Annotated in this window: 12 protein-coding genes; 5 read left to right on the plus strand and 7 right to left on the minus strand. The window is 32.8% G+C overall.

All coding sequences use genetic code 11. The features are described 5' to 3' along the window. Positions 1-59 precede the first annotated feature (59 nt). On the minus strand, positions 60-1,526 hold the full coding sequence (locus tag ABYI63_RS03600; protein WP_372753523.1) for a mannitol dehydrogenase family protein: 1,467 nt from the start codon (positions 1,524-1,526) through the stop codon (positions 60-62). 173 nt (positions 1,527-1,699) lie between these two features. On the opposite strand from ABYI63_RS03600, the gene ABYI63_RS03605 reads away from it, so the two are divergent. From ABYI63_RS03605 to era, 3 genes are all read left to right on the plus strand, one after another. Further along, on the plus strand, positions 1,700-2,428 hold the full coding sequence (locus ABYI63_RS03605; RefSeq protein ID WP_372753525.1) for an NUDIX hydrolase: 729 nt from the start codon (positions 1,700-1,702) through the stop codon (positions 2,426-2,428). 161 nt (positions 2,429-2,589) lie between these two features. Further along, positions 2,590-3,297 (plus strand): FKBP-type peptidyl-prolyl cis-trans isomerase, encoded by a 708-nt coding sequence (locus ABYI63_RS03610; protein WP_372753527.1) that lies wholly within the window; start codon positions 2,590-2,592, stop codon positions 3,295-3,297. A 125-nt stretch (positions 3,298-3,422) separates the two neighbouring features. Continuing rightward, a complete protein-coding gene (gene era / locus ABYI63_RS03615) occupies positions 3,423-4,304 on the plus strand; it encodes a GTPase Era (protein WP_372753530.1) in 882 nt (293 codons plus the stop codon). Positions 4,305-4,381: 77 nt separating this feature from the next. Here era and ABYI63_RS03620 read toward each other — a convergent pair whose 3' ends face one another. Next, on the minus strand, positions 4,382-4,888 hold the full coding sequence (locus ABYI63_RS03620) for a GTP-binding protein (RefSeq protein WP_372753532.1): 507 nt from the start codon (positions 4,886-4,888) through the stop codon (positions 4,382-4,384). A 175-nt stretch (positions 4,889-5,063) separates the two neighbouring features. Between ABYI63_RS03620 and der the strand changes: the two genes are divergently transcribed. Then, positions 5,064-6,368, plus strand: a complete 1,305-nt coding sequence (gene der / locus ABYI63_RS03625) for a ribosome biogenesis GTPase Der (protein WP_372753534.1) — start codon at positions 5,064-5,066, stop codon at positions 6,366-6,368. A gap of 89 nt (positions 6,369-6,457) precedes the next feature. Then, positions 6,458-9,202 carry an outer membrane beta-barrel protein gene (locus ABYI63_RS03630; protein ID WP_372753536.1) on the plus strand — a complete coding sequence of 915 codons (2,745 nt, stop codon included), beginning with the start codon at positions 6,458-6,460 and terminating at the stop codon, positions 9,200-9,202. A 265-nt stretch (positions 9,203-9,467) separates the two neighbouring features. Here the strand turns inward: ABYI63_RS03630 and ABYI63_RS03635 are convergent, their stop codons facing one another. The 5 genes from ABYI63_RS03635 to ABYI63_RS03655 all read right to left on the minus strand — a co-directional run bounded on the left by ABYI63_RS03635 (position 9,468) and on the right by ABYI63_RS03655 (position 12,798). Further along, positions 9,468-10,295: a YgcG family protein gene (locus tag ABYI63_RS03635; RefSeq protein ID WP_372753608.1), complete on the minus strand. Its 828-nt coding sequence runs from the start codon at positions 10,293-10,295 to the stop codon at positions 9,468-9,470. Between the two features lie 80 nt (positions 10,296-10,375). Then, entirely contained in the window at positions 10,376-10,816 is a 441-nt protein-coding gene (locus ABYI63_RS03640; protein WP_372753538.1) for a TPM domain-containing protein, read from the minus strand. A 22-nt stretch (positions 10,817-10,838) separates the two neighbouring features. Further along, complete coding sequence (locus tag ABYI63_RS03645; protein ID WP_372753540.1) at positions 10,839-11,438, minus strand: LemA family protein; 600 nt, start codon at positions 11,436-11,438, stop codon at positions 10,839-10,841. Between the two features lie 59 nt (positions 11,439-11,497). Further along, positions 11,498-11,827: a MerR family transcriptional regulator gene (locus tag ABYI63_RS03650; RefSeq protein WP_372753542.1), complete on the minus strand. Its 330-nt coding sequence runs from the start codon at positions 11,825-11,827 to the stop codon at positions 11,498-11,500. Next, positions 11,827-12,798, minus strand: a complete 972-nt coding sequence (locus tag ABYI63_RS03655) for a M23 family metallopeptidase (protein ID WP_372753545.1) — start codon at positions 12,796-12,798, stop codon at positions 11,827-11,829. The genes ABYI63_RS03650 and ABYI63_RS03655 overlap by 1 nt, the downstream gene beginning before the upstream one ends. Positions 12,799-12,825: the final 27 nt, after the last annotated feature.

Here is a 12,825-nt window from a genome sequence, read left to right on the forward strand (position 1 = left end):
ATTAATAGCAATTAAAGGCTCTATGTAAATGTTCGTAGAGCCTTTTTTTTATGGTTGCCTTAAATTGAATTTTTATTAAATTGAATGATGCTTTCTTTTATAGAATGTTCTCTTATGTAGCCTAAATAATGGAGGTATTTTTTTGTAAATACGTCATTAGAATATAAATCTTGAAATACCGATTCAATTTGTAAGAACTTAATAGGGTTTTGGTGTGATAGTGCTGCGGTTCTAATAAGCTTATTACTTATTGAATCCATAATGTTGTAAGTCTTTCCGTTATCATCAACACCATCATTGTATTTACACCAAGCAGCAATTACAAAAGCAGCTCTGTTTATGATTTGATTTTTTGCTAATTGTTTTTTAATGGTTGGTAATATAAATGCGGGGATTTTAGCAGAGCTTTCATTACAAATTCTAGAAAGACTATCATGTATATGTGGATTTCTAAACCTTGAAATTAGTGTGGTTTTATAATCTTCAATAGAAAGGTTCTCAACAAGGTCAAGAACAGGAACAACTTCTTCATCCATATAACCTTTCAAAAAACATATAAAATCCTCATCATTAGCTGCTTCATGTACTGTTTTGTAGCCATTTAAAGTGCCTAAGATGCCTAAAACAGAATGGCCAGCATTAAGCAGTTGAAGTTTCATGTCTTCATATGGTTCAATGTTTTTAACAAATTGAACTCCAACTTTTTCCCATTGAGGTCTTTTATGTAAAAAATCGTCTTCAATAATCCAGCTAGAAAAGGATCCACATACCACAGGCCATTGGTCGTCTATCAAAAAATCCTGTTTTAGTGTTTCTATGTCTTCTGGTAAGGTTAAGGGTGTAATCCTATCAACCATGCTATTCGGGAAGGTGGTGTTTTCCAAAAGCCAATTCAACAAGTCTGGTTCTACATTACTAACATAGCTTAAAAAAGATTGTCGCATGGTGTCTCCATTACTTTTTATATTGTCGCAAGATAGAATGGTGCAGCCAGATAAACCTCTTAGTTTTCGTAACTTAAAGGCTTGTGTTAAATAACCAAAAACTGTTTTAGGGTTAAAAGGGTTTTTGATGTCCTCTGCCACAGCAGGATGATTTAGGTCGAATTCACCGGTAATTTCATTTAAATGATATCCGTCTTCTGCAATTGTAAGCGATATAATTTTAATATCCGGATTAGCTAGTCTTTCAATTACTGCAATCGGATTTTCGGGTCCAAAAAAGTATTCAACAATTGAACTTATAATTTTTGTTTGGTGTACACCACTAGGATCCTTGGTTATTAGTGTGTAAAGCCCATCTTGATCTTTAAGAACGTTGTATATTTTCCTATCAGAATCCAATAAATCAATCCCACAAATTCCAAAGTTTAATTCATTGTGTTTTTCAATTAATTCATGCATGTAATAGGCTTGATGCGCTCTATGAAAATTACTAACACCTATATGTGCAATACTGGTTATCACTTGGTCTCTGTCAAACATAGGTGTAGACACATCTGTTTTTAAGGTGTCTACATTTTCCATGTTTAAATATAAAGCGTTGGGCATTTTTGTGGGTTAAATTCTTTGTAAATTTCCTATAAAATTACATAAAAATTTAAAATAATCATTGAAAGTTTTAAGCTTTCATTGTATATTCACAAGGTAAAATTGCTGATGGGTAATTTTCTAAAAAGTAATTTTTTTAATAAATTTTAATGGATTTTAGGAAGCGAGATAATGTCTCTGTAGATTGTGTGATATTTGGTTTGGATTCAGATGGTTTGAGTATTTTACTACGTAATCGTAAACTTAATATGTTCAATGAAAAGTTCCCCATTATTGACGATTGGGTGGTAGTTGGTGGACTTGTTATTATTAGTAAAACTCTCGGAGAAACAGCCGATTTAATTTTTAAAGACATAACTGGACTTAATGTTTTTAACAAAATACAGTTTCATACCTATGGTAACCCTTCTAGAATAAAATCGGAGAAAGATTTGTTGTGGATTAGAATTCATGGGGTAAAGAGGCAAACCATGACTATCGCTTATTATTACCTACAGCCCAAAGAGAGTATTAAGTTGCAAAAGAATAGTGATTTTAAATGGTTTCCACTGAGAGCTTTGCCGGAAATGGGGTTTGATCATAAAAGAATAATTAATGATGCTCATGAAGATTTGAAGCGAAAAATTATGATTGAGCCAGTAATTTTTGATTTAATGCCCGTTAAATTCACCCTAAACGAATTGCAAATGGCTTTTGAATCTATACTTGAAGTTGAATTGGATAATCGTAATTTTAGAAAAAAGGTTCAGAATAAGGCCTATATCGTGCCTTTAAATGAAACGAAAAAAGGGTTGGCAAAGAAGCCCTCTAAATTATACGTTTTTAGTCGCGATGTATACGACAAGGTGACTGAAAAAGATTATATCATCAATATTTAGTATTCCGCTATTTATGTAATTAGCTTATAAAATAAGAACTCCAAATTTAGAACAGGAAGGTTTAATTTTTTTTATTAGTTAAAAATCATTCAATACTACCACACTGTGAATTTTAATTTGTTATTTTTGACCTCGAATTAAATTTAAACTTAATAAATAAAATGAAAATAATTAAATTTTTAGGAGTTGTATTAGCGGCTTCAGTATTATCTTCTTGCGGAGGAAAAGGTGTTTCAAACAGAGAATTAAAAACAGAATTGGATTCAGTTAGTTACGCTATAGGGATGGATGTTGCTAGAAATGTAAAAACGAATGTTTCTGAAATTGATAGTGAATTATTCATTCAAGGATACATGAATGTATTAGATTCTACTAACATTTTAATTAAAGAAGGAGATAGTCAACAAATCTTAAGTGCTTATTTTCAAAAGAAACAAGCCGAAAACATGAGAAAACAGCAAGAAGAAGCTGAAAAAGGAAAAGTTATCGGTGAAAAATTCTTAGAAGAAAACAAATCTAAAGAAGGAGTAAAAGTAACTGAAAGCGGTTTACAATACAAAGTTTTAAAAGAAGGTACAGGAGCAAAACCAACTGCTGAATCAACTGTAAAAGTACATTACCACGGAACGCTAACTGATGGAACTGTATTTGATAGTTCAGTTGATAGAGGAGAGCCAACAACTTTTGGTGTTGGTCAAGTAATTCCAGGATGGACAGAAGGTTTACAATTAATGTCTGTAGGTTCAAAATACAAATTTTTCATCCCTCAAGAATTAGGATATGGTGCTAGACAAGCAGGTGAAAAAATTAAACCTTTCTCAGCCTTAATTTTTGAAGTTGAATTATTAGAAATAGTTGAAACTAAGTAATAAGTTTTAATTTTTATAAGATAAAAGCAGAAAGGAAACTTTCTGCTTTTTTTTGTTTATAGGCTTATATAGTGGAATAAACAAAACAAGGTTGTAAATTTGCAGCATCTTAAAAAGTAAAATATATGAGCCACAAAGCAGGTTTTGTTAATATTATTGGGAATCCAAACGTGGGTAAATCTACCTTAATGAATGCCTTTGTAGGCGAAAAATTGTCTATTATAACCTCAAAAGCACAAACTACGCGCCACCGTATTTTAGGAATTGTGAATGGAGACGATTTTCAAGTAGTTTTATCAGATACGCCAGGTATTATAAAGCCAGCCTACGAGTTGCAAGAAAGTATGATGGGGTTTGTGAAATCTGCCTTTGAAGATGCCGATGTATTAATTTATATGGTTGAAATTGGCGAGCAAGAATTAAAGGACGAGGCATTTTTTAATAAAATAACAAATTCTCAAATTCCAGTTTTATTACTTTTAAATAAAATTGATAAATCCAACCAAGAACAATTAGAAACTCAGGTTCAGTTATGGGCAGAAAAAGTGCCTAATGCCGAAATTTTTCCAATTTCAGCCTTAGAAGGATTCAATGTAAAAGAGGTTTTTAGTAGAATTATTGATTTATTGCCGGAATCTCCAGCATTCTATCCAAAGGATCAATTAACCGATAAGCCGGAACGTTTCTTTATAAACGAAACCATTCGTGAAAAAATTCTACTTCATTATAAAAAAGAAATTCCATATGCTGTTGAAATAGAAACCGAAGAGTTTTTTGAAGAAGAAGAGATTATAAGAATTCGAGCCGTAATTATGGTAGAGCGCGAAACTCAAAAAGGGATTATAATAGGGCATAAAGGCAGTGCTTTAAAACGCGTTGGTGTTGAAGCACGGAAAGATTTAGAAACCTTTTTTGGAAAACAAATTCACCTAGAAACCTATGTGAAAGTAAATAAAAATTGGAGAAGTAACCAACAACAGTTACGTCGTTTCGGTTACAATAATTAATAGCAACTTTTTATTTGCTGTTGATAATGTATAAAATTCTAGCTTTGTTTGGTTAGATTAAAAGTCTTAATTGTATCTCAATTAAGACTTTCTTTTTCAAGAACAGAATTCATAAAGTTGCGTAGTTCAAGCATTTCATTTTTGCTAGTAGCTTTTCCAATACTGCCTGCAACATATAAGGCAAACCAAGCAATCACCATAAAAAGCATGAGGGTTATTTGAATGGCATAACCAGAATTTAAGGCCCAATTAGTATAAGCCCAAATTCCGAAAGCAATAAATAAACCGGCAACTAAAAAGTGAATGAACATAAAGAAAGTCCAAACGGTTGGGTTTGGACCAAACAATCCATGTAAAATAGAAGATTTGTTGTCAATTGCGTTAATTTCTAGATGTAGCTGCGGAGACCAAAAATGTTGTTTATGCTTAGGGAATTTTATAAATACATGATCGTCAATAGTACTCACAATAAATTCAGATTGTGTGTTTTTTGAGTTTTTAAATAGTTGTAAAACAGACTCATTATCTAATGCTAATTCAATTTTGAATCTCGGGCGTAAAATAATGTCGTTTGTGGTTGGCATTCTCTAATCTCATTTAAAAACAGTAAATTACTAATTTTATTCTAAATAGTAAAAAATTTAATAGTTGATGAAAAACGTTAATACGAACAGTATATTTCCTATTTTTGCAAAAAATTTAGCAAATCTTGTTAAATAAATAAATCAGCCTTAGGCTGTTGCATACAAAATAAAGAATATGAGTAATATAGTTGCTATAGTAGGACGTCCAAATGTAGGGAAATCAACATTTTTTAATCGCTTAATTCAACGTAGAGAAGCTATTGTTGATGCTGTAAGTGGCGTAACAAGAGATCGTCATTATGGGAAATCAGATTGGAATGGTAAAGAATTTTCCCTTATTGATACGGGCGGTTATGTGTTGGGAAGCGACGATGTGTTTGAAGCTGAAATTGACAAACAAGTAGAATTAGCTATCGATGAAGCCGATGCCATTATTTTTATGGTTGATGTTGAAAGTGGTGTAACTGGTATGGATGAAGACGTAGCTAAACTGCTTCGTAAAGTTACGAAACCGGTGTTTTTAGTGGTTAATAAAGTAGATAATGCTAAACGAGAAGAAGATGCTGTAGAGTTTTATTCGTTAGGCTTAGGAAACTATTTTACGGTTGCTAGTATTAACGGAAGTGGTACCGGGGATTTATTGGATGCTTTAGTGGAAGCTTTACCGGAAAAAGAAACTATTATTAATGAAGATTTACCACGCTTTGCAGTGGTTGGTCGTCCTAATGCAGGAAAATCATCTTTCATTAATGCACTAATAGGAGAAGATAGATATATTGTTACAGATATAGCAGGTACTACCAGGGATGCTATTGATACGAAATACAATCGATTTGGTTTTGAGTTTAACTTGGTTGATACTGCAGGAATCCGAAGAAAATCGAAAGTAAAAGAAGACTTAGAATTTTATTCTGTAATGCGAAGTGTACGTGCTATTGAACACAGCGATGTTTGTTTGTTGGTTTTAGATGCTACCCGTGGGTTTGATGGTCAGGATCAAAACATATTTTGGTTGGCAGAACGTAACAGAAAAGGGGTTGTTATTTTAGTAAACAAATGGGATTTAGTAGAGAAAGACCATAAAACTACTCTGGAATATGAAAAAGCCATCAGAAAAGAAATGGAGCCATTTACGGATGTGCCTATTATCTTTATCTCAACTTTAACTAAACAACGTATTTACAAGGCTATAGAGACGGCTGTTGAGGTGTATAATAATCGCACTAAAAAGATTAAAACAAGTGTCCTTAATGAAGTAATGTTACCTATTATAGAAAACTATCCACCACCTGCAAATAAGGCTAAATACGTTAAAATTAAATACGTAATGCAATTGCCAACTCCGCAGCCACAGTTTGCATTTTTCTGTAATTTACCACAATATGTTAAAGAGCCATACAAACGCTTTTTAGAAAATAAATTGCGCGAAAAATTTGATTTCACAGGTGTTCCTGTGAGTGTTTATATGCGAAAAAAGTAAGTTTTATAAAAATTTTAAGTTAATTTTAAGAAAACCACCTAGGCTGAGAGCTTATATTAGCTGATTGTTAATTTTCAATCAGTGAATAAATGAAGTATTTTTTTCTAGGTATTATATCTTTAATTGGTTTAATTTCCTTAGCACAAACTAAATCATTTCAAATTTCAGGGACTGTTTTTTCAGAAGAAGAAAATATTCCTTTGGAGGCTGCTACGGTTTATTTACAGCGAGAAAAAGATAGTTCGCTAATTACTTATGCCATTTCGGGAAGAGATGGTCAATTTTCATTAGAAGGTAAAACCAACGATAATTCTGTAAATTTATTTATTTCTTATGTTGGGTATCAAACATACCTAAAGTCCACAAAAGTAAAAAGCGGAACAACAGATTTAGGAAAGTTAAATCTTAAAGTTAATTCCAATGCATTGGGAGAAGTTCTTATAAAAAGCACAGCACCAATTACGATTAAAAAAGATACTTTAGAATATAATGTCAATTCTTTTAAAACTAAAAAAGATGCCAATGTTGAAGATTTACTAAAGGAGCTTCCTGGAGTTGAAGTTAGCGATGAAGGAACGATTACTGTTAACGGAAAGGAAGTTAATAGAATTTTAGTAAATGGCAAACCGTTTTTTGGCGATGACCCAACTATTACCACTAGAAATTTAACAAAAGATATTGTAGATAAAATTCAGATTTTAGATACCAAAACCAAAGACCAGGCCTTTACAGGTGAAGAAGTAGATGGTGAAAATAAAACCGTAAACTTAGTTATTAAAGAAGAAAATAATAAGGGTGTTTTTGGTAGGTTAGCTGCTGGGGTGGGAACCGATAAACATTATGAATATGCAGGTATGTTTAATTATTTTGATAATGACCAGCGAATTAGTGTGCTTTCAGGCGGTAATGATATAAATTCTCCAGGCTTCAGTTTTGGTGAAATACGTAAGATGTTTGGCGGAAGTATTGATAGTCGGAATTTTGGAGGTGGTCAAGGCTTAGTAGAATCCAGTAACATGGGAGCTAACTATGCGGATAAATTAGGCGAAGATAAGGATGTGTCAGCCAATTATTTTTACTCCGGAAACAATTCTGAAAATAGGTCTAACAGTAATAGGGAAAACATTTTAGCCGATTCTAGGTACTTTACAACCTCAAATTCTACATCTTTTAGTGATGGCGACGACCATAGTGCCAATTTAGAGTTTGATATTAAGGTAGATTCTACACTCTTAATAAATATTCAACCTTCATTTAGATTCACAAAAAGTAAAACTACCTATTCCGAAGATGAAACATCATCTGATGAATTTAAACAGTTAATAAATAGGTCTAACTCATTTTCGAGTGTGGAAACGCTGGGCAAAAACTTCAACAATGATATTGATATTACAAAACGTTTTGGCTCAAAAGGTGCGTTTTTAAGGTTTAGTATAGAAAATACTATTAATGTGCGAGAAAGTGATGATTATTTGGAGTCCTTAACTGAAATTCTGGAAGACGATACTGAAGATATTGAAAGAAATCAGTACACCGATGGCGAAAATAAGGTAAATAATTTTAACACCGAAGTTACTTACAGGTTGCCTTTAGCGGCTAATAAATTCTTTTTAGAGTTTAAGTATGGATATAGTTTAGATAACCAAAAAGATAGAAAAAGTACCTTTGATAAAGATGAGGATAGTGGCTTGTATACCATATTCAATACAGATTTAAGTACAGATTTCGAGTATATTAATGAAACAAGTACACCAGCATTAGAACTTGAATATAGAATTAAAGATTTATCAGCTAGTTTTGAGGCATCTTATATTTTTAGATCCTTAGAAAATAAGGATTTATTAAGGCCAGATTTTAATTTAGAACGTCATTTTAAAGCCTTGGAGCTAAGGTCTCGATTTCGTTATAAATTTAGTGAAAAATCCTCATTACGAATTGGGTATAATTTAAATAATGATGCCCCTCAATTATCGCGTTTGCAACCTTTTACAAACGTTTCAAATCCATTAAATACAGTTATTGGTAATCCTAATTTGGAACCAGAGAATAATCATAGAATATACATGAGTTTTAATTCTTTCGATTTTCAGAAAGGATCTGGTTTTTATGGATATTTTAGGGCTAATTTTGAAAACAATACGGTTGTTGGAAAAACAACAATTAACGAGAAACTGGTAAGGGAAACGACCTTTACAAACGTAAATGGTGCTTATAGTTTATATGGCTATATGTCTGCCAATAAAAAGGTGAGAATAGACAGCTTAAGAACAGCTACTTTTGATTTAGGTTTTGGACCCGATATTAGAAAATCCATAAACTTTAATAACGGTATTCAGTACGCAAGTACAAATTCATCGGTGTCACCAAGGGTAGGAATCCGTTTCGTTTGGAAAGAAGTTTTAGAATTCAATCCTCGGTATGCATTGTCCTTTACAAGAAATACTTTTGATATAGATAATATTGAAAATCAAGAATTTATAAATCATTCTTTGGATTTAAATACGGTTACTTTTCTGCCTAAAAAGTTTGAATGGCGTAACGATATTCAATACAATTATAATCCCAATGTTGCAGATGGTTTTCAAAAGAGCGCTTGGTTTTGGAATTCCACTTTAGCATATTCTGTTTTAAAAAATAATGGAACAGTTACACTTAAAGTCTACGATTTGTTAAACCAAAATACCAATGCTCGCAGAATAGCGACTCAAAATTATATAGAAGACGTGGAAAGCACGGTGCTGGAACAATATTTTATGTTAAGCTTTAGCTGGAAATTTAATAGTTTAGGAAGTGCAGCAGAAACGAATGAAGCAAGACATTATAGAAGGCGATAATGTGTGTTTAATGTTATTTGTAGGCACACGTAAAAAATAGAATTTATTAGATTGTCAAATTGACCAGATTTTGAATGTGAGTTTATAAACTAGTATAGTATTGAAGTCGCACATTTAAATTCACATGTTTAAAGTTGTGAAACTATTGGTCTTAAATCTTTACTTACAATTTCATTTATTGATTAAATTCCTTCAGAAATTGTTTCCATAAAATAAGGATCAAAAGAAGCGGTATAGTGTGTTTAGGTTGCTTCATTTTTTATAACTACCATCCTCCTGAAGCTCCACCGCCTCCAAAGCCACCACCGCCGAAGCCGCCTCCAAAGCCACCACCGCCTCCAAAGCCACCTCCTGAACTTCCACTGCCAAAGCCCCCACGTGATGAACCTCGGTAATTACCGCGTCCCATATTACTTAATATAATGGCTTCAAAAATATCCATAGCATCCGACCTATTGCCTCGGTTACCGCCGGAACCACCACCGCGGCTGTTTTTAGAAATGGAAATAATAATGATGATAAAAATAAATATAAGTATAATGACAAACCCAGAAGGAAACTCTTTTTTGTTACTAGTTTGTTTTCTGGTTCCTTGATATTCACTTGTTAAAACTTCAAAAATGGCATCTGCTCCTCGGTTTAAACCACCGTAATAATTATCTTGTTTAAAAAAAGGAATGATGTCTAGTTCTATTATACGCTTGGACATAGCGTCGGTAAGCAGATGCTCAACACCATAACCTGTTTTTATACTTATTTTGCGATCGCCTTTAGCTAGTAAAATAAATACACCATTATCTTCCTTTGCTTGTCCAATACCCCAGGCATGAGCCCATTTAGTGCCTAAATAATCAATGTTTTCACCTTCGGTGGAATTGATTGTAGCTATAACAATTTGAGTTGAAGTGGTATCGGAATACTTAATAAGTTTCTCTTCTAATGCACTTTTTTCTGAAGCTGATAATAAATTAATATAATCGTAAACACTTGTTTGGAAATCTGGTTTTTCAGGGATTTTAAATTGTGCAAATGCGATGTTTAATCCAAAAAGTAAGCAAAATAATACTAAAACATTACGACTCCGTTTGGTAATTGACGGAAAATGAAAGGCCACAGACTTTAAACTGAAATCAGAAAGCTGAGTGTGTGATTGAAAACGGTATACTAAATTTTTCACCCTTTTGAAATTTCGTTGGAGAGTTCGTTAGTATCAGAATCATGATAAGGAAAATACTTTTTAAGCTGCTCTCCAGATTTAATAATGCCTTCAACCAAACCTTGTTTAAAATTACCATTTTTAAAATGACTTTGTATCAGGTTTTTAGTGCTATCCCAAAAATCGCTTGCTACCACATCATTTATACCTTTGTCACCATAAATAACAAAGGTTTTTTCATCTACGGCAACATATATTAAAACTGCATTTTGAAGTTTTGTATTGTCCATTTTTAAAAGATGAAAAACCTCTAAAGCACGATTAGTAGCATCGTTATTAGAGGATCTTTCAATATGAACTCGTATTTCGCCAGACGTGTTTGATTCTGCGATTCTTATAGCTTCAATAACCGCCTCTTCTTCGCTTTGTGTTAAAAAATCTTCAACATGGTTTGGCATAGTGATTTGTGTTATGTAGTTTTTATTTGAAATTAAAATCTACATCCGGTGCGTTTTCGCTTCCAGCGTCCGCTTTATAATAATTCAGTTGGTCGAAGTTAAAAAGTCCTGCCAATAATGAATTAGGGAATATTTTAATATGTTTATTGTATGGTTCAACAGCTTCGTTAAATCGATCTCTGGCTACATTAATTCGGTTTTCTGTACCTTCCAGTTGTGCTTGTAATTCTAAGAAGTTTTGATTAGCCTTTAAGTCAGGATACCTTTCAACCACTAAAAGTAATTTTGATAAGGCACCTGTTAAGCCGTTTTGTGCGTCTTGAAACTGCGCCATGTTTTCTGGTGTTAAATTATTGGCATCGATAGTAGTTTTGGTTGCTTCACTTCTGGCTTTTATAACGGCTTCTAAAGTGCTTTTTTCAAAATCTGCAGCGCCTTGAACCGTTTTTACTAAGTTACCTATTAAGTCGTTTCTACGTTGATAACTACTTTCAACATCTCCCCAAGTTTTGGTTGCCGTTTCCTTTAAATTTACAGCCGTGTTATTGAAATTTTTTCCCCAAGAATACATTCCGAATATAATTACAACAATTATAATAACAGGAATAAGCCATTTTTTCATTCTATTTAATTTTATTGATTTGTTATCTGTTTTTATTAGTAGTTTGTTTTGCCTAAATGTTACATGGCATCCTTAACTTTTATGAGCTCAGCTTTTATTGCTTCTAATTTACTGATGATATCAAAGTTACTTAAAGTTTTCTGTTTTTCTTCTTTTAAATGCGTTTTGGCACCTTCAAGTGTAAAACCGCGTTCTTTTACTAAATGATAAATTAGTTTTAAGTTTTTAATATCTTCAGGTGTAAATTTTCGATTGCCTTTAGCATTTTTTTTTGGTTTTAAGACATCAAATTCCTTTTCCCAAAACCGGATTAGTGATGTATTAACATCAAAAGCCTTTGCAACTTCGCCAATGGCATAATATCTTTTTTCGGGTAGTTCTATATACATTAATCTAATGATTGGTTTTCTAATGAAGCGTGCTCTAGCATTTTATTAAATTCTTCGGTAGTTAAACTTCCGTAATAGAAGTTAATTGGGTTAATTTTTTCACCATCCTTAATAACTTCATAGTGTAAATGAGGTGCTTCCGAACGTCCAGTACTTCCAACAAATCCTATAAGGTCGCCACGTTTTACCCTCTGGTTTTTTCTAACATTATATTTAAAAAGGTGGGCATACAAACTTACATACCCATAACCATGATTTATTCTAATGTGATTTCCATATCCAGACGATAAGTTATCTGCACGTTCTACAATACCATCACCTGATGCATAAATGGGTGTGCCTCTTGGTGATGTAAAATCCATACCCCAATGCATTTTTCGCACCTTGGTAAACGGGTCGGATCGAACTCCATAACCAGATGCCATTCGTGTTAAATCTTTATTGCTAACAGGTTGAATTGCTGGAATAGCTGCTAATAATTTTTCTTTGTTTTCAGCAAGTTTTGCTATTTCGTCTAAAGATTTAGATTGTACAACAAGTTGCTTTTGGAGAATGTCCAATCGTTTATTACTTTCTTTAATTAGCTTAGAATTATCAAAACCTTCAAATTCTTTATATCGGTTAATACCTCCAAAACCAGCCTTACGTTGTTCTTCGGGAATCGGGTTTGCTTCAAAATAGACGCGATAAATGTTATTGTCTCTTTCTGCAATATTATTCAAAACAATTTCGGCTTCTTTCATTTTTTTATTAAGCAACTCAAACTGTAATTGTGCATTTTGTAATTCACGTTTTAAAACCCGCTCTTTAGGGGATTCTATGTACTGACTCGCTATAAAAACAAAGAGAAAACCAAACAAAGCAGACCCCAAAATAAACACAGAAGCGTACTTAACAGTGTTCCTCTTTTTTCGCTGTATTTTTTTATATGACAGCGATTCCGCATCGTAATAATATTTTACCTTACTCATTTCCTAATTTATGCTATTTTTGCACTT

Source organism: Mariniflexile sp. (assembly GCF_041583155.1).
GTDB lineage: Bacteria > Bacteroidota > Bacteroidia > Flavobacteriales > Flavobacteriaceae > Mariniflexile.